This window comes from Sphingomonas tabacisoli (assembly GCF_042678385.1).
GTDB lineage: Bacteria > Pseudomonadota > Alphaproteobacteria > Sphingomonadales > Sphingomonadaceae > Sphingomonas_B > Sphingomonas_B tabacisoli.
Genome location: NZ_JBHUDY010000001.1, coordinates 1443873 through 1463980, shown reverse-complemented (window position 1 = coordinate 1463980; position 20108 = coordinate 1443873). Strand labels below are relative to the sequence as shown.

21 protein-coding genes and 1 other RNA gene are annotated in these 20108 nt (G+C 66.3%); 13 read left to right on the top strand and 9 right to left on the bottom strand.

The window, feature by feature from the left end:
- Window positions 1-32 precede the first annotated feature (32 nt).
- The 3 genes from ACFSCW_RS07710 to wecB all read left to right on the top strand — a co-directional run bounded on the left by ACFSCW_RS07710 (window position 33) and on the right by wecB (window position 3128).
- On the top strand, window positions 33-959 hold the full coding sequence (locus ACFSCW_RS07710; RefSeq protein ID WP_380888266.1) for an L-threonylcarbamoyladenylate synthase: 927 nt from the start codon (window positions 33-35) through the stop codon (window positions 957-959).
- The gene (locus ACFSCW_RS07705) at window positions 956-1924 is read left to right on the top strand and encodes an NAD-dependent epimerase/dehydratase family protein (protein WP_380888265.1); all 969 of its coding nucleotides are present in this window, start codon (window positions 956-958) and stop codon (window positions 1922-1924) included. The genes ACFSCW_RS07710 and ACFSCW_RS07705 overlap by 4 nt, the downstream gene beginning before the upstream one ends.
- 70 nt (window positions 1925-1994) lie before the next feature.
- Window positions 1995-3128 (top strand): non-hydrolyzing UDP-N-acetylglucosamine 2-epimerase, encoded by a 1134-nt coding sequence (gene wecB, locus ACFSCW_RS07700; protein ID WP_380888264.1) that lies wholly within the window; start codon window positions 1995-1997, stop codon window positions 3126-3128.
- Here the strand turns inward: wecB and ACFSCW_RS07695 are convergent.
- On the bottom strand, window positions 3125-4345 hold the full coding sequence (locus ACFSCW_RS07695) for a polyhydroxyalkanoate depolymerase (protein WP_380888263.1): 1221 nt from the start codon (window positions 4343-4345) through the stop codon (window positions 3125-3127). The two genes, wecB and ACFSCW_RS07695, sit on opposite strands and share 4 nt — an antisense overlap.
- Before the next feature lie 137 nt (window positions 4346-4482).
- On the opposite strand from ACFSCW_RS07695, the gene ACFSCW_RS07690 reads away from it, so the two are divergent.
- From ACFSCW_RS07690 to ACFSCW_RS07675, 4 genes are all read left to right on the top strand, one after another.
- Window positions 4483-6264, top strand: a complete 1782-nt coding sequence (locus ACFSCW_RS07690; RefSeq protein ID WP_380888262.1) for an ABC transporter transmembrane domain-containing protein — start codon at window positions 4483-4485, stop codon at window positions 6262-6264.
- 126 nt (window positions 6265-6390) lie between these two features.
- Complete coding sequence (locus tag ACFSCW_RS07685) at window positions 6391-6822, top strand: hypothetical protein (protein ID WP_380888261.1); 432 nt, start codon at window positions 6391-6393, stop codon at window positions 6820-6822.
- Between the two features lie 67 nt (window positions 6823-6889).
- Window positions 6890-7789, top strand: a complete 900-nt coding sequence (locus ACFSCW_RS07680; protein WP_380888260.1) for an SDR family NAD(P)-dependent oxidoreductase — start codon at window positions 6890-6892, stop codon at window positions 7787-7789.
- Window positions 7790-7849: 60 nt separating this feature from the next.
- Window positions 7850-8953: a hypothetical protein gene (locus tag ACFSCW_RS07675; protein ID WP_380888259.1), complete on the top strand. Its 1104-nt coding sequence runs from the start codon at window positions 7850-7852 to the stop codon at window positions 8951-8953.
- A 24-nt stretch (window positions 8954-8977) separates the two neighbouring features.
- Here the strand turns inward: ACFSCW_RS07675 and ACFSCW_RS07670 are convergent, their stop codons facing one another.
- The 5 genes from ACFSCW_RS07670 to ACFSCW_RS07650 form a co-directional block, all read right to left on the bottom strand.
- On the bottom strand, window positions 8978-9301 hold the full coding sequence (locus tag ACFSCW_RS07670; RefSeq protein WP_380888258.1) for a YbaB/EbfC family nucleoid-associated protein: 324 nt from the start codon (window positions 9299-9301) through the stop codon (window positions 8978-8980).
- Window positions 9298-10905 (bottom strand): DNA polymerase III subunit gamma/tau, encoded by a 1608-nt coding sequence (locus ACFSCW_RS07665; protein ID WP_380888257.1) that lies wholly within the window; start codon window positions 10903-10905, stop codon window positions 9298-9300. Before ACFSCW_RS07665 ends, ACFSCW_RS07670 begins: the two co-directional genes overlap by 4 nt.
- Window positions 10906-11046: 141 nt before the next feature.
- Window positions 11047-11144, bottom strand: an RNA gene (gene ffs / locus ACFSCW_RS07660) — signal recognition particle sRNA small type.
- A 38-nt stretch (window positions 11145-11182) separates the two neighbouring features.
- The gene (locus ACFSCW_RS07655) at window positions 11183-12061 is read right to left on the bottom strand and encodes an alpha/beta hydrolase (protein ID WP_380888256.1); all 879 of its coding nucleotides are present in this window, start codon (window positions 12059-12061) and stop codon (window positions 11183-11185) included.
- A 57-nt stretch (window positions 12062-12118) separates the two neighbouring features.
- The gene (locus ACFSCW_RS07650; protein ID WP_380888255.1) at window positions 12119-13519 is read right to left on the bottom strand and encodes a methyl-accepting chemotaxis protein; all 1401 of its coding nucleotides are present in this window, start codon (window positions 13517-13519) and stop codon (window positions 12119-12121) included.
- 120 nt (window positions 13520-13639) lie between these two features.
- Between ACFSCW_RS07650 and ACFSCW_RS07645 the strand changes: the two genes are divergently transcribed.
- The 3 genes from ACFSCW_RS07645 (at window position 13640) to ACFSCW_RS07635 (ending at window position 17118) form a co-directional block, all read left to right on the top strand.
- A complete protein-coding gene (locus ACFSCW_RS07645; RefSeq protein WP_380888254.1) occupies window positions 13640-15016 on the top strand; it encodes a hypothetical protein in 1377 nt (458 codons plus the stop codon).
- Window positions 15017-15025: 9 nt separating this feature from the next.
- Window positions 15026-16207 carry a vWA domain-containing protein gene (locus ACFSCW_RS07640; RefSeq protein ID WP_380888253.1) on the top strand — a complete coding sequence of 394 codons (1182 nt, stop codon included), beginning with the start codon at window positions 15026-15028 and terminating at the stop codon, window positions 16205-16207.
- Window positions 16208-16452: 245 nt separating this feature from the next.
- Window positions 16453-17118, top strand: a complete 666-nt coding sequence (locus tag ACFSCW_RS07635) for an RBBP9/YdeN family alpha/beta hydrolase (RefSeq protein WP_380888252.1) — start codon at window positions 16453-16455, stop codon at window positions 17116-17118.
- On the opposite strand, the gene ACFSCW_RS07630 is transcribed toward ACFSCW_RS07635, so the two are convergent.
- Window positions 17115-17585: a Fur family transcriptional regulator gene (locus ACFSCW_RS07630; protein ID WP_380888251.1), complete on the bottom strand. Its 471-nt coding sequence runs from the start codon at window positions 17583-17585 to the stop codon at window positions 17115-17117. The two genes, ACFSCW_RS07635 and ACFSCW_RS07630, sit on opposite strands and share 4 nt — an antisense overlap.
- A gap of 182 nt (window positions 17586-17767) precedes the next feature.
- Complete coding sequence (locus ACFSCW_RS07625) at window positions 17768-18136, bottom strand: MerC domain-containing protein (RefSeq protein WP_380888250.1); 369 nt, start codon at window positions 18134-18136, stop codon at window positions 17768-17770.
- Window positions 18137-18244: 108 nt separating this feature from the next.
- On the opposite strand from ACFSCW_RS07625, the gene ACFSCW_RS07620 reads away from it, so the two are divergent.
- The 3 genes from ACFSCW_RS07620 (at window position 18245) to ACFSCW_RS07610 (ending at window position 19902) form a co-directional block, all read left to right on the top strand.
- Complete coding sequence (locus tag ACFSCW_RS07620) at window positions 18245-19240, top strand: COX15/CtaA family protein (protein WP_380888249.1); 996 nt, start codon at window positions 18245-18247, stop codon at window positions 19238-19240.
- Entirely contained in the window at window positions 19210-19542 is a 333-nt protein-coding gene (gene cutA / locus ACFSCW_RS07615; protein ID WP_380888248.1) for a divalent-cation tolerance protein CutA, read from the top strand. Before ACFSCW_RS07620 ends, cutA begins: the two co-directional genes overlap by 31 nt.
- Before the next feature lie 138 nt (window positions 19543-19680).
- A complete protein-coding gene (locus ACFSCW_RS07610; RefSeq protein WP_380888247.1) occupies window positions 19681-19902 on the top strand; it encodes a hypothetical protein in 222 nt (73 codons plus the stop codon).
- Window positions 19903-19904: 2 nt separating this feature from the next.
- Here ACFSCW_RS07610 and ACFSCW_RS07605 read toward each other — a convergent pair whose 3' ends face one another.
- Window positions 19905-20075 (bottom strand): CsbD family protein, encoded by a 171-nt coding sequence (locus ACFSCW_RS07605; protein WP_380888246.1) that lies wholly within the window; start codon window positions 20073-20075, stop codon window positions 19905-19907.
- Between the last annotated feature and the right edge of the window lie 33 nt (window positions 20076-20108).

The following is a 20108-nucleotide window of genomic DNA, read 5'->3' as shown; positions in this document are numbered from 1 at the left end:
AGAAACGTGTCGCGCGGCTATAGCGCGGGCCGGTGACTGCCTCAAACACCCGCGTCCTGCCCTTTTCCGACGAGAGCATCGCCGAAGCAGCGCGGCTGATCCTTGCTGGCGAGCCGGTCGCGGTGCCAACCGAGACAGTCTACGGCCTCGCCGCCGATGCGACCAATGCCGAAGCCGTCGCGCGTATCTATGCCGCGAAGGGCCGGCCGAGCTTCAACCCGTTGATCGTGCATGTCTCGGACATCGCCGCCGCCGAAGGGCTGGCGGAGCTGAACGCCGATGCTCGGGGGCTGGCGGAGCGGTATTGGCCCGGTCCGCTGACATTGGTGCTGCCGAAACGCGATGATGCGCCGCTGCCCTCGATCGTGACGGCCGGCCTCCCGACCGTCGCGATCCGGGTGCCGGGTCATCCCACCATGCAGGGCCTGCTTCGCGCGAGCGGCCGCCCGCTCGCCGCGCCGTCCGCGAACGCCAGCGGCACGATCAGCGCGACGCGCGCGGAACATGTGCTGAAGAGCCTCGGCGGACGCATCCCGTTCGTCATCGATGCGGGCCCGACCGAGGTCGGGCTCGAATCCACGATCGTTGCGGCAGACGGCGATCAGCTGCGCCTGCTCCGGCCCGGCCCGATCGATCTGGGCCTGTCGCTCGCGACGGGAGAGAAGGTGCAGGCGCCGGGCATGCTCGAACGCCATTATGCGCCGGCCAAGCCGCTACGGCTCGACGCGACCGAAGCGCTGTCGCAGGAGTATCTGATCGGCTTCGGCCCGGTGCGCGGCGATGCATCGCTGAGCACGACCGGCGATCTGGTCGAGGCGGCGGCGCGGTTGTTCGACCTGTTGCACCAGGCCGACGCGTCCGATGCGCAAGCCATTGCCGTCGCGCCGATCCCGGCCGAAGGTCTGGGCCTCGCCATTCGCGACCGTTTGCGGCGCGCCGCACATCGGGAGACTGCATGACGACGCTTGTCACAGGCGCAGCCGGCTTCATCGGCTTTCACGTTGCCGACCGGTTGCTCGCGGCCGGCGAACGCGTGATCGGCATCGACAATTTCACGCCCTATTATTTGCCGCAGCTCAAGGAAGATCGCATCGCTGAGCTGCAGCGGCGGCACGGCGATGCTTTCACGCTGCTCCGCGTCGACTTCGCCGACCATGAGGCATTGGAGCGCGCGCTCGAAAACCTCCCATTCGACCAGATCGCCCATCTCGGCGCCCAGCCCGGCGTGCGCTATTCGATCGAGAACCCCCGCGCCTATGCGCATTCCAATCTAGTCGGGCATTTGAACATGCTGGAACTGGCGAGACATCGCCAATTGCCGATGGTCTATGCCTCGTCATCCTCGGTCTATGGCGGCAACACGAACCTGCCGTTCAGCGTCGACGACCGGGTCGACCATCCCGTCTCGCTCTACGCCGCGACCAAGAAGGCGGACGAGCTGATGAGCGAGACGTACGCCCATCTCTATCGCATCCCGCTGACCGGCCTGCGCTTCTTCACCGTCTACGGCCCCTGGGGCCGCCCGGACATGGCGCCGTGGCTGTTCACCGAAGCGATCCTCACCGGCAAGCCGATCAAGGTGTTCAACAATGGCGATATGCGCCGCGACTTCACTTACATCGACGACATCGTCGATGGCGTGATCGCCGCTCTCGACCGCCCCCCGGCCAACGGCACGCCGCATCGCATTTACAATCTCGGCAACAATCGGTCCGAGCAGCTTACTCGCTTCATCGAGGTGATCGAGACCGCCTGCGGACGCGCGGCGATCCGCGAAATGCACCCGATGCAGCCCGGCGACGTCAAGGACACCTATGCCGATATCGGCGACACGACAGCCGATCTCGGTTTCGTGCCCAAGGTAACGCTTGATGAGGGCATTCCGCGATTCGTCCGCTGGTTCCGCGGCTATAGCGGCCTCTAAGAAGTTGAAACGCTTGCGAAACCCTTGAAGCTGTGGCCTAGTCGATCCGGGCATTCAGGGGAAAAGCTTCTTGGGCGGCATTCTGGTCGTACTCGGCACGCGTCCCGAGGCTATCAAACTTGCGCCCGTCATTCAGGCCTTGCGGCGCAGGAAAATGCCGGTCCGCGTCTGCGCGACGGCGCAGCACCGCGAATTGCTCGATCAAGCCTTGGCTCTCGACGGAATACGGCCGGACATTGATCTGAACCTCATGCGTCCTGGCCAGTCCATCGGCGCCGCGACCGGGCGGATGATGGTGTTGCTCGACAAGGTGTTCGCCGATGAACGATCCGAGCGCGTCATCGTGCAGGGCGACACCGCCACTGCGTGCGCCGCTGCCCAGGCGGCATTCTATCGACGGATTCCGGTCGCGCACGTCGAGGCGGGTCTCAGGACCGCCGACCTGTCCACGCCGCACCCGGAGGAAGGCAATCGGCGGATGATTTCCACGATCGCCGATTGGCATTTCGCGCCGACGACGGCCGCGGCGCGTGCGCTAAGAAACGAAGGCGTCGCACACGAGAAAATCCTCGTCACCGGCAACACCGTCGTCGACGCGCTTCATCAGGTCCGCGCTCGCCTGCGGGTGCAGCCCGAACTTGCCGGCGCTGCATTGAACGTGCTGAACCGCTGCCACGGGCGCAAGTTGGTCCTCGTCACCTGCCACCGCCGCGAGAGCTTTGCGGCGGCCGACGACATCGCCGACGCCATCCGCGCACTGGCGATGCGCAGAGACGTGCTCATTGCGTTGCCGCTGCACCCGAACCCGGCCATCCGTCGTCCGCTGGAGCAGGCCTTGCGGAACCTGGAGAACGTCGCCCTGCTCGAGCCGCTCGATTTCGCGCCGTTCGTCGCCCTGCTATCCGCCGCCTATCTTGTGCTGACGGACAGTGGCGGCGTGCAGGAGGAAGCGCCGGTGATGGGCGTGCCCGCGCTTGTCATGCGCGACGCCACCGAGCGGCCTGAAGGCATCGCCGCGGGCACAGCGCGGTTGGTCGGAACCGACAGCCGGCGAATCGTAACGGAAGTGTGCCGCCTGCTGGACGACGCCAAGGCGCATGCCCGCATGTCCCGCGCGCACAGTCCCTATGGCGACGGGCGCGCCGCGGAACGGATCGCCGATGCGCTGGCCGCCGCCAGTGCCGAAAGTCTCGCGGTGCGTTAGGCCGCGTGGGCGGCGATCCAGTCTTCGACCACCGGAGCGATCATGTCGCGCCACTTGCTGCCGTTGAAGATGCCGTAATGGCCTACGCCTTCGGCCAGCAGGTATTTCTTCTCGGCCGTCGGCAGGTTGGTGGCGAGCTTCAGGGCGGCCTTGGTCTGGCCGACGCCCGAAATATCGTCGCGTTCGCCTTCGATCGCCAACAGCCCGATGTCGGCAATCGCGCCCGGATCGACCTTGACGCCCCGGTGCACCCACTCGCCTTTCGGCAAGGCATGACGCTGGAAGACCAGATCGACGGTCTCGAGATAGAATTCCGCCGTCATGTCGCAGACGGCGCGATATTCGTCGTAGAATTCCTTGGTGCGGTCCGCGCTCTCCCCGTCGCCCTGGACCAGATGCTTGAACATTTCCCAGTGGCTCATCAGGTGATCGCCCAGGTTCATCGACATGAAGCCGGCGAGCTGGAGAAAGCCTGGATATACTTTCCGCCCCGCGCCCGGATAAGTGAAGGGCACGGTCGCGATCACATTTTGCTGGAACCAGGCGTGCGGACGTTGCGTCGCGAGCGTATTGACGCCGGTCGGTTCTTCGCGCGTATCGATCGGGCCGCCCATCATGGTCAGCGTCTTGGGCCGGCACGGGTGCTTGCCGGCGGCCATCAGCGCTGCCGCGGCGTAGCTGGGCACCGACGGCTGGCAGACGGCGAGCATGTGCGCGCCCGGCCCGATCGCCTCCAGGAACTCGATCAGATAATCGACGTAATCCTCAAGATCGAAGCTGCCCTCTTCAAGCGGCACCAGCTTCGCGTCGCGCCAATCGGTGATGTACACGTCATGCTTCGGCAGCATGCGCTGCACGGTGCCACGCAGCAGCGTCGCATAATGGCCCGACATCGGCGCCACGATCAGCAGCTTCTGCCCGCCCTCGACGCCCTCGCGCCGGAAACGCTTCAACTGGCCGAAAGGCTTTCTGACAACGATGTCCTCTTCGACCACGACTTTGCGTCCATCGACGGTTGTCGAGTGCAGCCCGAATTCGGGCTTGCCGCGCGGCGCGGCCGCATGCGCGAACACTTCGAGCGCAGACGCCAGCACCGGGCCGCCGCCGAAATAGGCAAATGGGTTGGCGGGGTTCTGGAGAAGTTCGGCGCTGGCATTGGCAAATGCGCTCGCCCCCGCCAGCAGCGACCGCTGCCATTCATAAGCGTCGTACAGCATCAAGCGTTCCTATATAGCGCCCACCCCTGAACGCTTCGTCCCTGATTTGGATCAAATCGCTGTGTGACGCAATCGTTACGCTCACGCGCTTGTGGATAGGTTGAGGCCGTCGCGCCGTCCTGCTACTCCCCCGCGCGATGGCGAAGGACACGGACGCGGAGCCGAAAACCCGCAAGCTCGGCAATCTGGCGATGGTCTGGCGCTACGCGTCCCGCTACCCGGGCCATATCGCCTGCGCCGCAGTCGCCCTCATTGTCGCGTCGGCCGCCACGGTCGCCATTCCCTATGGGTTCAAGCGCGCGATCGACCGAGGGTTTTCGAGCGGCGGCGATCAGCATGCCGTCTCCGCTTCCTTTTATTACCTGCTGATGATCGTCGGCGTGCTCGCACTGGCGACGGCGTTTCGCTTCTATTTCGTGTCGTGGCTCGGCGAGCGCACGGTAGGCGACATCCGCAAGGCCGTGCACGCCAATCTGGTGACCCTCGCGCCGCGCTTTTTCGAGGAGAATCGCCCTTCGGAAATCGCCTCTCGCATGACTTCGGATACGGCCGTGATCGAGCAGATCGTCGGCACCACCGTCTCGGTCGCCCTCCGCAATCTGTTCACCGGCTTCGGCGGCGTCGTCTATCTGTTCGTACTCTCGCCCAAGCTCGCTGGATCGCTGTTGCTCGGCATCCCGCTGATCGTGGCGCCGATCGTGCTGCTCGGCCGGCGCGTGCGCAATTTCTCGCGCGCCAGCCAGGATCGCATCGCCGATGTCGGCGCCATCGTCGCGGAGACGCTGGGCGCGATGAAGATCGTCCAGGCGTTCAACCAGGAAGAGCGGGAAAAGAGCCGTTTCGGCAGCGCTGTGGAGGCGACGTTCGGCGTCGCCAAACGCCGCATCTTCATTCGCGCGATCATGACAGCGGTGGTCATCGCCCTGATCTTCGGCTCGATCACGCTGGTGCTGAAGGAAGGCGTCAGCGACGTGGCTGCCGGCCGGATCAGCGGCGGGTCGATCGCCGCCTTCGTGCTGACCGGCGGACTCGTCGCCGGCGCGTTCGGTACGCTGACCGAAGTCTATGGCGACTTGCTGCGCGGCGCGGGTGCGGCCGGCCGGCTGGCCGAACTGCTCGCTGAACGGCCCGAGATCAAGGCGCCCGCGCATCCGGTCCGCCTGCCCGAGCCGCCGCAGGGGCGGCTCAGCTTCGAGCACGTGACGTTCCGCTATCCGACCCGGCCCGACACCAGCGCGCTTCACGATTTCTCGCTGGACGTGGCGCCGGGCGAGACGGTGGCAGTGGTCGGCCCGTCCGGGGCGGGCAAGTCGACGCTGCTGCAGCTCGCCCAGCGCTTCTACGACCCGCAGCTCGGCGCGGTGCGGCTGGACGGCGTCGATCTGCGCGAGGCCGATCCCGCCGACGTCCGCGCCCGGCTCGCCATGGTGCCGCAGGAAACGGTGATCTTCGCCGCCTCCGCACGCGACAATTTGCGCTATGGCCGGTGGGAAGCGTCGGACGCCGAGCTCTGGGCCGCCGCCGAAGCGGCCAACGCCGCCAATTTCCTGAAAGGCCTGCCGGACGGCCTCGACACCTTCATGGGCGAAGGCGGCGCGCGCCTCTCAGGCGGTCAGCGCCAGCGCCTGGCGATCGCCCGCGCAATCTTGCGCGACGCGCCTGTCTTGCTGCTCGACGAAGCGACCAGCGCGCTCGACGCGGAATCGGAGCGACTGGTGCAGGACGCGCTGGAGCATCTGATGGAGAATCGAACGACAATCGTGATCGCGCACCGGCTCGCCACCGTCCGTGCGGCCGACCGCATCATCGTCATGGACGAAGGCCGGATCGTCGAGGCCGGCAATCACGACAGCCTCAGCGCCGCGGGCGGTCTCTATGCTCGCCTCGCGCGCCTGCAGTTCGAAGGCTTGGCCGCCTAGATTCTTCGAAAAGACCGGAAACCGCTCCGAAAGTGGATCGTTACACCCCTGCGCGCGACACGCGCTTTGGGCACGGGGCTTTGATGCGTGCAGTTCGGGAGGCTGCCCGCAACGGAGGAGATGGTTATGAAAAGCATTCTATTGGCGTCTGCATTGCTGATCGGTGGCGTGGCCTATGCGCAGGCCGACCCGCGTGATGCGGGCCAGCCGATCGGGTCGAACGCGACGCTGCAACCCGGCAGCACGATGGGCGACCGCGATACGATGGGGAAGAACCCCGGCACGGCGGCGGTTCCGCCGGCGTCGACGACCACGACCACCACGACGACCGGCACGATGTCGACTGACACCGGCATGGCGACGACCACGACCGGCACCACCGGCTCGGGCGTCGTTGCGGTTCAGGAAGCCGGCAACATGACCGCCCCGCCGGCGACCGCGGGTGGCCCCTATCCGCGCTGCAGCCGCACCATCACCGATCACTGCCAGCAGAGCTCGGCACGCGAATCGGACACGAAGGGCGGACCGCCGGCGCATCGTCGCCGCACGCGCCGCTAAAGCGCTTGCGGGCTTATTGAGAGTTCGCGAAGAGCCTCCCGAACCAGTTTCGGGAGGCTCTTTTTTCATGACCATCAGCTTCAAGGACCGCATCGCCATCGTCACCGGCGCGGGCGGCGGCCTGGGCCGCGCCTATGCGCTGGAGCTCGCGCGGCGGGGCGCCAAAGTCGTCGTCAACGATCTGGGCGGCACGCGCGACGGCACCGGCCATTCCGACGCGGCGCTGAAAGTGGTCGAGGAGATCGAGGCGGCCGGCGGCGAGGCAATGTCGAACGGCGGCAGCGTCACCGAATATGCGCAGATGGTCGAGATGGTCGCCCGCGCGAAAGAGCGCTGGGGCGGCGTCCATATCCTCATCAACAACGCGGGCGTGCTGCGCGACAAGAGCTTCGCCAAGATGGAGCCGGAGGATTTCCGTTTCGTCGTCGACGTGCACCTGAACGGCTCGGCGAACTGCACCAAGGCGGTGTGGGAAACGATGCGCGAGCAGGCCTATGGCCGTATCCTGATGACGGCGAGCTCGACCGGGCTGTACGGCAATTTCGGCCAGGCGAATTACGGCGCGGCGAAGCTGGGCTTGGCTGGCCTCACCAAGACGCTTCATCTGGAAGGCGCGAAATACAATGTGCGGGTGAACACGATCGCGCCGGTCGCCGGCACTCGCATGACCGAAGACCTGTTCCCGCCCGAGGCCTTCAAGGCCTTCGCGCCGGAGAATGTCGTGCCGGCTGCGCTCTATCTGGTCAGCGAGGATGCGCCCACGAACATGATCATCGGCGCAGGCGCTGGCATGTTCCACGCCGCCTATGTGACCATGACGCAAGGCGTGTTGCTGCCCGAAGCCGAGCGCACCCCCGAAGGCGTCGCGGCCGCCTGGGACCGCATCACCGACCGCACCGGCGAGACCGTGCCCCAATCGGGCGCCGAGCAATCGATGGCGATCCTGACGCTGCTGCAGGGCGGATAGACCGTACCGTATTGCTACACTAACACACTTGTGCTATTCCTCCCGCTGGGAGGATTGCCGATGTATAGCGATACCGATCTAGAGCGCGCCGTCGCCGCGGGGGCGATCACGCCCGAAGCGGCGGGCGCGTTGCGCCGGTTTCTGGCGGAACAGACCACGACATCCGTGGTCGACGAAGAGCAATTCCGGCTGTTGACTGGCTTCAACGATATTTTCGTCGCGATCGCGAGCGTGCTTCTGCTCGTGGCGCTGGCCTGGATCGGGCAGGACATCGGTCCGCGTCTGGGCGGCGAAGGCCCGTCCTTCACGTCCGGCGTGCTGGTCGCGGCGGCGAGCTGGGGGCTGGCCGAATTCTTCACGCGCAAGCGGCGCATGGCGCTGCCCAGCATCCTGCTGCTGCTCGCTTTCACCGGTGGCGTGTTCGCGACGGTCGGGATCGGCATCGGGCTGACGCTCGACAAGGAAACGCTGAACCATGAGGCCGATCCACGCACGCTCGCGCTGATTCTCGGCGCCGCGGCAGCCGTCGCGGCAGGCGCGACCTGGCTGCATTGGCGGCGCTTCCGCGTGCCGATCACCGTCGCGGCGGGAGCGGCGGCAAGCGCGGGCCTGATCCTGGCGCTGATTGCCTCCGCGATCGGCGACGCCCCTGCTCTCCGCAATGCGATGCTGACGGGCGCGTTCGTGCTGGGCATCGGCGTGTTCGGCTTTGCGATGTGGTGGGATGCGTCGGACCGCGAGCGCAAGACGCGCCGCGCCGACGTCGCCTTCTGGCTGCACCTGCTCGCCGCGCCGCTGATCGTGCATCCGGTGTTCCAGGCGTTGGGCGTGTTCGACAATGCGGTGTCGATGGGCAGCGCAGTCATCGTCGTCCTGCTGTACGTGTTGCTGGCGCTGGTCGCGCTGGCGATCGACCGCCGCGCGCTGATGGTCTCGTCGCTCGCCTATGTGCTGTATGCGCTGAGCGCCCTGTTCCGGGAGCTGGGCGCGGTCGGCCTGAACGTGGCGCTCACCGCGCTGGTGATCGGATCGGCGCTGCTGCTGCTCTCCGCCTTCTGGCAAGCCGCGCGGGCGATGATCGTCGAGCGGCTGCCCGAGGGGCTGCGCATGAAGCTGCCGCCCACGCACGACATCCCAGCTACCGTCCAGGCCCAGTCGGCCTGATTCTGACGGCGCCTGCCGCCTCCCTCAGAAGGGCAGTTTGAAGCCCGGGGGGAGCGGCAGGCCGCTGGTCATCTTGCCCATTTCCTGACTGGACGCCGCATCCGCCTTGGCGCGCGCATCGTTGAACGCCGCGGCGACCAGATCCTCCAGCATCTGCTTCTCGGACGGCTGAAGCAGCGATTCGTCGATATCGACCGAGATGATGCGGCCCTTGGCGGTCGCCTTCACCTTGACCAGCCCGCCGCCCGACGCGCCTTCCACTTCGATCTTGTCGAGATTGGCCTGCGCCTTGGTGAGCTCATCCTGGACGTTTTTCGCCATGTTGAGGATGTCGTCGAGGTTCTTCATGGGGCACTCCGTTGTTCGGCGGCGCTGTAGTCGATCAGCTCCGCATCCGGAAACGCTTCGAACGCCGCCTTGACCAATGGCGTGTCGAGAATCGCCTGTTTGGCAGCTTCCTCGACCGCCCGCTCCTGTTCGAGCAGCGACGGCTGGGCGTCACCCTCGTCGGTGCTGACCGTCCAGACGGCGGCAGTCATCGTCTTCAGCGCGCTGGTAAGATCGCGGAAGAAATCGCTGCCCATCGGCTTCAGCGGCTTCACCGCCAGCTCGGGCGGGGCGTAGCGCTGCAGCCCGACGAAATCGTGGAGCTGCTGGGCGAGCAGGGGCTTTCCGCTCTTGCCGAGCAATTCGACAAGCGCCGGAAAGCTCGCGGGATATTGCGCGGTGGGCGCAGGCGGCGGAGCGGGCGGCGCAACGCGCGTCGGCGCAGGTGCGGTCGCGACCGCTTCGCCATTGCCGATGCGCTTCAGCAGCTCGGCGGGGTCCGGCAACTCGGACGCGTGGACGACGCGGAGCAGCGCCATTTCGGCGGCCTCCAGCGGCATCGCCGAGCGCACCGCCTCGTCATGGCCTTTCAGCAGGAGCTGCCACAGCCGGTGAAGCTGGGCGAAGGACAGCCGTGCCGCCCATTCCCCAAGCGCTTCGCGTTCCTCGGCCGATTGCGACGGGTCAGCGCCGCCGCCGATCTTGGCCATGGTGACGCCGTGCACGGCCTCGAGCAGTCCGCGCAGCACACCCACCGGATCGACGCCGAGGTCATATTGATCATGCAGGGAGGACAGGGCCTCGTTCGCCTCGCCCCCAAGCAGATGCCCGAACAACCGCCGGATCGCGCCACGGTCGGAGAGGCCGAGCATGTCGCGAACCTGAGCGGCGGTCACTTCGCCGCCTTCCATATCGGCGTGAGCGATCGCCTGGTCGAGGATCGAGAGGCCATCGCGCGCGGAGCCTTCGGCCGCGCGGGCGATCAGCGCCAGCGCCTCGGGCTCGGCGCGCGCTCCTTCGGCTTCGATCACATGCGTGAAATGCGCGGCGAGCTTGTCGGCCGGAATGCGGCGCAAATCGAAGCGCTGGCAGCGCGACAGCACCGTCACCGGCACCTTGTTGACCTCGGTCGTCGCGAACAAAAACTTCACGTGCGCAGGGGGTTCTTCCAATGTCTTTAGAAGCGCGTTGAACGCGTTCTTCGACAGCATGTGCACTTCGTCGATGATGTAAACTTTGTAGCGCGCCGAGACCGCGGCGTAGCGCACCGCCTCGATGATCTCGCGCACATCGTCGACGCCGGTGTGGGAAGCGGCGTCCATTTCGACCACGTCGATATGCCGCCCTTCGGCAATCGCGCGGCACGGCTCGCAGACGCCGCACGGATCGATGGTCGGTCCGCCCTGCCCGTCCGGGCCGATGCAGTTCAGCGCCTTGGCAATAAGCCGCGCGGTCGAGGTCTTGCCGACCCCGCGCACGCCGGTCAGCAGGAAGGCATGCGCCAGCCGGCCCCGCCGGATCGCGTTGCCGAGCGTGGTGACCATCGCATCCTGACCGATCAGCTCGGAAAAACGCTGCGGCCGGTATTTGCGCGCGAGAACGCGGTAAGCGGAGGATTCGGACATGTTGGGTCAACCCTAACCGTTCGGGCTGAGCCTGTCGAAGCCCTGTTCTTCTTGCTTGGAGGCGCCGCGGCGAAGCCGCGTCGTCGGTCCTCGCCTCAGGCGAGGCCGGCCGCTCCTTCGACAAGCTCAGGACGAGGGCTGCGCGGTGGGAGCCGGAACGACCCGGGGCGAGTTCGTTGCGGCTGCTTCCTTCCGGACCTGACCGGGTTGGCGAATGCACCGTCCGCCCGACTCCCGGCGCGCATATGGGCGATCGATTGGCCGAGGGCAAGCCGGCTCAGCGCGCGCCGATCGTGCCCAGCCAGTCGATCATCGCGGCGGCGAGCGTAATGCGGTGATCGGAAAAAGGATGGTCGGTCGGCATGACTTGCCCGGCGACTCGATCATTGCCAGCGCTGCGGGCGGCGGCTTCCAGCGTCTGCTCCGCAGCGCGGCCACCGCCCCGCTCAGCGCCGAGCACCAGCAGCGGGCGCTTGCCATAAGCTGCGATACGCTTGGGGAGATCGAACCGTGCGCCGCCAGCGATCATCTCGTCGGCCAATGCCTGTTCGCTGGTGCCGGCAAGCGGCGGCAAGTCGCCGACCGCTTCCTCATGCCACTCCCGGCGGCCCTGCTCGGTGGCGAGCGAGCGCGCGGTTTCCGCGATGTTCCAGGCATCGATCAGCACCAGGCCGGCGACGCGCGGTTCGGTGGCCGCCGCATCTGCCGCCATGAAGCCGCCCATGCTGTGCCCGGCGACGACGATCCGCGCGGGATCGATCCGGTATTTCGCGACCGTCTTCGGATCGAGCAGAAAGCGGACTACCGCTCGCGCATCGCTTGTCGCGCCGCCCAACGAAAAGGCGCCCGGGCTGCCCCAGGAGCCATGATAGTGAAAGGTCAGCACGTTCCACCCGGCGCGGCGCGCGGCCTGGGCGAGATCGAGATTCTGCTCGTTGCCGGGAAAGCCGTGCAGCAACAGCAAGGTCGGATGCGGCCGCGCCCCCGAGGCCGTGTACATCACGGCGTTCACCGCGCCGCCTTCGACCGGCAGCACGAAGGCAGCCATGCCGGCGGGCGCCACGGCATCAGGCGCGGGATCGACGACCACGGCATTGGGCACGGTCGCGGCGAAGGCGGGCGCCGCGAGCGCAAGCAGTGCAACAAGCTTCAGCATGTTTCCCCCCGGAAAGATGCTCCAAGGGGCCCGGCAAGCGGCCGAATGTCAACCGCCTCAGCGGTTTACATAGGCGATTTCGAAATTACCCCAGCGCTTGCCGTTGATCCACAGCGGCACATAGACATTCTTGACCATCAGCACTTCGTTGCCGCGGTCGAGCTGATAGACGGCCATCATAAAGGGCGCGTCGCTCTTCACTGCCCGCATCGTCGTGTCGTCGTCGAGGATGCGGCGATTGCGGCAGTTGCGGTCGTTCCATTCGGGATCGTCGGGGCGAGGCGTCTTTGAGCGGCGGCTCTGGTGCGTCGGCAGATAGCCGTTCACGTCAGAGCAGACCGCGCCCTCGATTGCGCTGTCGCTGTCGGTCACCCGGTCGATGATCGGCTGCAGATAGCGATCGGCAAAGGCGTTGAATCGGGTGTCGAAGCGTTCGGGATTGGAGCCGGTGATCAGCCGGTAGTCGGTGTCGAAGACATCGGCCATGCCGATCTCTCCGCGCGCGATCGCGCCTTCGATCAGATTCTGGATTTCGTCGCAGGCGCCGATCGCCATCTCGACGAACCGCTGATCGTCATGCGCGAAGCCGCTATGGACGAGTTGATCGAACATGTGGTTAGACAGCAATTCCATCTTGGTCATGGTCTGCTGCGCGTCGACGAGTTGCTTGGCGTTGGTGCCAGCCTCCCGGACGAAACCGGCAAGCTCGTCCTTCACCCGGATCGCATTGTCGTGGATTAGGCTGGTCGAACGGGCAATGCCGTCCGACTGCTGCTCGACCATTTCGACGATCTGGGCGACTTCGCCCACCGTGTCATTGACCTTGCCGAAGCTCGATTGCGCCGCCCGGCTCTTGGCGACGCCTTCGCCGATCTCGGCGACGAACATCTCGGCTTCCCGGGCGAGCGAGGCGACGGTAGCGCTGATTTCTTCGGTCGCGCCGCGCGTGTCCTGCGCCAGCTTCTTCACCTCGGCCGCGACGACCGCGAATGTGCGTCCCGCCGCGCCGGCGCGCTCAGCCTCGATCGCGGCATTGAGCGCCAGCATGTTGGTGGTGCGCGCGATCGAGTCGATGCCGGAGGTCACGCGCTGGACCTGCGTCATGGCCGCCGCGAAATTGGTGACCTGTTCGCCCAGGCGCACGACCAGTTCGGTGAGCGCCGTGAAGTCGCCCATCGATTGCGAGATGATACGCGTGCCTTCGTCGAGCTTGGAGCGCGCCTTTTCGGCAAGCAGCCGCGCTTCGTCGGTCGAATCCGCCGCGCGCCTTTGGTCAGCCTCGAGCGCGGCCGTCACTTGCTCGAGATCGGCAAGCACCTGCATCTGCCGGCCAAGGCTGGCCGACACCTGCGTGACATAGGTGGCCGCTTCGGTGCAGCCGACCGCCAGATCCCCACAGGATTTTGCGACAGCGTCGATCGCACCCGGATCCGCCGCCTTGATTGCGCCCTCGATCATTCTTCTTCTGCTCTTGCTTTCGGCATGTTCGCCAGCGGCGTAGGGGGAATGGGTTGAGGATCGCTTAACCGCGTTGCCCTCGTTAGCGCGGCTTTAAGCGCGAGCTGGCAGGGAGAGGCGGTGCCCGGCATAGAAACCCTGCCGCCCCCGCGCCTGCGCGCCTGGATCGCGATCATCGCCCTTTGCGGACTGATCCTGCGGATCGCGGCCGCGCGCGGCAGCCTGTGGCTGGACGAGGCGTGGTCGGCGGTGCTCGCGCATCAGGTGCAGACGCCGCTCGGCGTGTTCGTGCAGATCAATCACGACAATAATCACCATCTGAACTCGTTATGGCTGCAGTTCGTGGGGCTCGGCGCGCCGCCGCTGGTCGCGCGTGCATTGTCGATTGCGGCGGGAACGCTGGCGGTGTTCGTCGCCGGGCTGATCGGCGCGCGGCGGGGTCCGGCGGCCGGAATCGCGACGGCCCTGCTCTTCGCGGTGTCGCCGGTTATGGTGAACCTTGGCTCCGAGGCGCGGGGCTATGCACCGATGATGCTGATGGTGCTGATCGCTATCTGGTATGTCGACCGCTTCCTCGACGGCGAGCCGGAAGCCGACCGGCCAGCGACGCTTGCGATCTGTTTCTTCGTCGGTGCGCTGTTCCAGCTCACCATGGCCTTCATGGCCTGCGCGCTGGTCGGCTGGGTTCTGCTGGCCCTGTGGCGAAGGGACGGTTGGCGAATCGCTATTGGGCGGACAGCTCGGCTGCTCGGGCCTGCATGCGGCGCGCTGTTGCTTGCGGTCGGCATTGTCTTCGCGCCGGTTCTGATGGGAGGCGCAGAGTTCCGGCTGGGCTCGATCGCGCCGTTCAGTTTCTCGGACCTGGGTATCGGCCTGCGCACCATGCTGGGCTATACACTCGGCCTGCCTGCGCTGCTGCTCGCGCTGGTTGGCGCGCTGGCCCTGGCGATGCGAACCCCGCGACTGGCCTTTTACGCGCTCGCACTCATCGCCTTCCCGCTCGCGATCGTGGTTCTGCGGCCGGTCAATGCCGGGCATGCGCGCTATTACCTGCTGATCGGCATGGCCTTGTTGCTGCTGGTCGGCGAGGCGCTGCCGGCGCTGCTGCGGCGCAGCCGTCCCGCTGCGATAGGCGCGATACTGGTCCTTGGCACGGCCTGCCTGGCGAGCGACCTGGCGCTGATCCGCGATGGGCGCGGCGACGTCGCGCCAGCCGTGGATGCGCTGGCCGTTCGCGCACCGCAAGGCGCGCATGTCGGCGTCGTACGCGAAAGCGGGCTGGCGCTGATGGAAGTCGCTGCGGCGGAGGGCCGCTACCCGATCCGCGTCGACAACGCGTGTAGAAGCGCGCGATTCGTCTTCACCGAATGGTTCGAAGGCGAAGCGCCGGACCGGTTCGCGACGCGGCTGTGCGGCGCGGGTCTGCGCGCGATTACCTCGGCCCGCTCGCGCGGCCCCTCGGGACAGAACTGGACGCTGTACGAACGCGTGGGCTAGGCTCCCCCGATGTTCTTCAACTTCATGGACGAGCTGCGGCACGCCGGCATTCCGGCTTCGCTGAAAGAGCATCTGGTGCTGCTGGAAGCGCTCGACCGCGAGGTGATCGAGCGTAGCCCCGAGGAATTCTACTATCTCGCCCGCGCCACCTTTGTTCACGACGAAGGACTGCTCGACCGGTTCGACCAGGTCTTCGCCAAGGTCTTCAAGGGCATAGAGACGAGCTACGGGACCGAAGCGGTGCCGATCCCCGAGGACTGGCTGCGCAAAGTCGCCGAACTCTACCTGACCGAAGAGCAGATGAAAGAGATCGAGAAGCTCGGCTCCTGGGAAGAGATCATGGAGACGCTGAAGAAGCGGCTCGAGGAGCAGAAGGAACGCCACCAGGGCGGCAACAAGTGGATCGGCACCGGCGGCACCTCCCCGTTCGGCGCCTATGGCTATAACCCCGAAGGTGTGCGCATCGGCCAGGAAGAAGGCCGGCACGGCCGCGCGATAAAGGTCTGGGACAAGCGCGAGTTCAAGAACCTCGATTCGACCAAGGAGCTCGGCACCCGCAACATCAAGATTGCGCTGCGCAGGCTACGCCGCTTCGCCCGCGAGGGAGCAGCCGACGAGCTCGACATCGACGCGACGATCGACGGCACCGCGCGCCAGGGCTGGCTCGACATCCATATGCGCCCGGAGCGGCACAATGCGGTCAAGCTGCTGCTGTTCCTCGATGTCGGCGGATCGATGGATCCCCACATCAAGCTTTGCGAGGAGCTGTTCTCGGCCGCAACCGCCGAGTTCAAGAACCTGGAGTTCTTCTACTTCCACAACTGCCTGTACGAAGGCGTGTGGAAAGACAATCGCCGCCGCTTTTCGGAGCGCACGCCGACCTGGGACGTGCTCCACAAATTCGGCCACGATTATAAGGTCATCTTCGTCGGCGACGCGTCGATGAGCCCCTATGAGATCACCCATCCCGGCGGCTCGGTCGAGCATTTCAACGAGGAAGCCGGCGCGGTCTGGATGCACCGCATCGCCACCACCTACCCCGCCGCCGCCTGGCTGAACCCGGTGCCGGAAAAGCATTGGGGCTATTCGCAATCGGTCAAGATCATGCGCGAGCTGATGAACGACCGCATGTACCCGCTGACGCTCGACGGCCTCGACGACGCGATGCGGGAGCTGAGTCGGAAGCTCTAACAGACGCGGCCGCTGGCAAGCGCAATCAAGTTTAGCTTTACCCCGATTCATCCGCCTTCTTCTCGCCGCAATTCGCAGGCGGAGCGGCGCAGACCTGTTTACTACCTCATCGGTTGAGATACTTTTCTCCTGCCTCGTGAGAAGGGCGGCCGTGCGGGCCCGGTGTCTCCCCAAAGTCCTCCCGCCTGCACGGCCTTACTTCTCCCGGAGGCAGAGCGGGGCTGCTAGCTAGGAGAAGGTTGGTGATGCGAGGCATTCACGAAAGCGACCGGAAGCAACCCATCGTGCTGACCGTGCCGGGGCTGAACGGATCGGGGCCGTCCCACTGGCAGACGCTGTGGGAGCAATCGCGGCCGGACACGTCGCGGATCGAGCTGGGCCTGTGGTCGAACCCGCGCCGCAATGCCTGGGTGACGAAGATCGACCAGGCGATTCGCGGGGCGCAGGCGCCGATCGTGCTCGCCGCGCACAGCCTTGGCTGCCTGGCGGTGGCGTGGTGGGCGGAGCTGTCAGGGCAGCCCTGGGGATGGCCGGTCGCCGGCGCGCTGCTGGTCGCGCCTGCGGACGTCAGCGCTCGCCCCCTCGCGGCTGAGCTTGCCGATTTCGCGCCGGCACCGGCGCGCGCGCTGCCCTTCCCCTCGATCGTGGTCGCGAGCGAGGACGACCCCTGGATCCATCCCGACCGCGCGGCGAGCCTCGCGGCGTCCTGGGGCAGCCATTTCGTCAACGCAGGCCCCGTCGGCCACATCAACGCGGCGAGCGGGCTCGGCTGGTGGGAAGAAGGCCAGGAATTGCTCGATCGCGTCATCCGCGCGGCGGGCGGCACCGGCTCGATCAGCGAGGCGCGGACGATCCTGGCGGTGAATGGGACGGAAGCTGCCTCGGCCAGCTTCCTGGGAGCGCCAGCCTAGGCGTCGTGCGCGCAATCCTGGCAGCGGCCGTGCACTTCGATGACCGGCCGCTCTGGCGCGAAACCGGTCTTGCTGGCGGCACTGCGCACGTTCGTCGCGATCGAGTCGTCGTCGATGTGCGTGGTCTGCCCGCAGGTATCGCAGACCAGGAAGATGCAGTCGTGCAGGCAGTCGGGATGCTCGTTCGCCACATAGGCGTTCGCGCTCTCGACTCGCCGCACGAGATTGGCGCCGACGAACAGGTCGAGGATGCGATAGACGCTGTTGGCGGCGACGCGGCGCCCCTGGCGCTTCGAGACTTCCTCGGCAATGTCGTAGGCGGAGGCCGGGCGCTCGAACCCGGTCAGCGCCTCGAACACGCTCTGCCGCATGCCGGTCCACTGCTCGCCCGACCGCTCGAGCGCGTGCTGGGCCGCGACGACGAGATCGTCGCCTGCATGATGCGCGTGATGATGGTGGCCGGCCATTGCTGAAAGTTAGGCGCATGGGGGCCAAGGGGCAAGGACCGCTTGGTCGCACCAAGCTGCAGGCTCGTCGACGGAAGCGTTTGCGCTCCGCACCGAATGGTTAACGGCGCCCCGCCTCGATCCCGAGGCACGTCACCGCTTTCGCTTGATGTGTGAGGGGGCCGCTTTCGGGCCGCCTCCATTCAGATGCCGGCGCGGCGGTTGAGGTCGTGGCCGAGAGCGAGGATGCCGACGCCCAGCATCGTATAGACGGTCTCGGCGGGGCCATGCGGCACCGACAGCGCGCCCGCCATCACGCCAAGGCCAAGCCCGCCGACCGCCGCGGGCAGGACATAGCCGTGCTCGATCGATCCCTTCGCTAGCGCGAACGTGCCGATCGCCATCGCCATCGCCAGACCGACTTCGTGCACCGCCGGATGCAGCAACAGGCCGCCCGCCGAGGCGAGCAACGAGATCAGCACGACGCTCGCGACACAATGGACGAGACAAAGCCCCGACAGGCCAATGGCCAGCCGGTCGAGCGTTCCCGTTCCTGGCAACCTCTCGATCAAATACGACTCCGTTCGCGCCGTTTATGGCATCGGGTGCGGCCTGTTACAACATATCATCCATCGCAAGAGGGACTTGTTTCATCGCTTTGCCCGGCGCAAGGGCGCGCCGTGACCGCTCGATCCCCCCGCCCGCTCGCTATTGCCAACTGGCTGCTGACTGTCGCGGCGCTCGTCTTCCTGATGGTCGTGGTCGGCGGGATTACGCGCCTGACCGAGTCCGGCCTCTCGATCACCGAATGGAAGCCGGTCGCAGGGACGCTGCCGCCGATCACCCATGCCCAATGGGAACGCACGTTCGCGCTCTACAAGGGCACGACCCAGTATCAGACGCTGAACCAGGGCATGACGCTCGGGCAGTTCCAGTTTATTTTCTTCTGGGAATATATCCACCGGCTGCTCGGGCGGCTGATCGGCATGGCCTTCGCGCTGCCGCTGATCTGGTTCGCGGTGAAACGGCAGATCCCCGAAGGCTATGGCTGGCGGCTGGTCGCGCTGCTGGCGCTCGGCGGCCTGCAGGGCGCGATCGGCTGGTGGATGGTGAAGTCCGGCCTCATCGGACGCACCGAGGTGAGCCACTATCGTCTCGCCGTTCACTTGATGACGGCCTTGTTCATCATGGCCGGCCTGATCTGGACCGCGCTCGACCTGCGTCGCGCCGATCATCCCCCTGCCCGGCTCCGCCTGATGCCGGCCGTCCTGCTGCTGGTGCTTGCCATCCAGGTGCTGCTGGGCGCCTGGACCGCGGGCCTGCGCGCCGGGCTCGCCGCGAGTGACTGGCCGCTGATGAACGGGCGCTTCTTTCCGGAAATCTCGCCCGATTGGCCGCACAACATGGCGAACGACCCGTTCCTGGTGCAGTGGGAGCACCGCTGGTGGGCCTGGGTCGCGGTCGCGGCTCTCGTTATGCTCGCGCGAATGGCGCGGAACGTCGATCGGCCGGCCAGCATTGCGCTGCACGCGGGGTTCGGGCTGCAGATCATCCTCGGCATCGCGACCGTGATGACGGGCGTGAACCTGACGCTCGCGGCGCTGCACCAGGCGGTCGGCGCCTTGGTCGTGGCGACCGCGACGTGGTGCGCGCACGCAGCCGGCCGCCGGGCATGATCGCGACGGTCTATGCCGTGTTCGCCGATCAAGCGGAGGCGGAACGGATCGCCGAGACCGTGATCGAGGAAAGGCTCGCCGCCTGCGCGAATATCCTGTCGCCCTGCCGCTCCATCTATCGCTGGCAAGGCAAGGTGGAGCGCGCCGGCGAAGTGCCGGCGTTGTTCAAAACCGCACGAGCCGAAGCGCTTATCGCCCGCATCGCCGAACTGCACAGCTATGACGTGCCGGCGGCGGTCGCCTGGCCGATCGAGGACGCGCACGAGCCGTACGCCGATTGGGTGAAGGCGAACTCCGGCTAGGTCGCGCAATGGTAAAGACGCGCGAATCTTGATCCATAAGGGGGGAATTAAGCCAGTTCGGTGCTATGCTGGCCGAGCTAAGGAATCACAGATTCCATGCGGCGGGTCGATGGACACTCTCACTTGGGAGCGCCGCCTATGTTTCAATATCGGCTTTTTTGCCTCGATGATCAGGGCAAGATTTTGCACCCGCACGTCTTTCACGCCGAGGGTGATGACGCTGCCCTCTCGCTGGCGCGCGACCGCCAGCACCGCCAGCATGCGTGCGAACTGTGGCGGGGAACCAAGCTGATCGCGTCGCTCCCCGCCCAATCGGACGCCGCCGCCCAGCCGATTCCGCCGAGCTCGACGCAATTCTGACGTCAGATGTCGTCGCCAAGGATGCCCTTGATCTTGCCCTTAAGCTGCTGGCCCTTGCCTTCCAGCTCCTGATCCTTGCCTTCGTCGCGCACGGCCGGGTTGTCCGAGCCCTGCTTCATCTTGCCCGCGGCTTCGTTCAGATTGCCTTTCACCTTGTCGACCAGCTCGCCCATCGTTCTTCTCCTTCAAAGAAGCTTGCGGGCGAT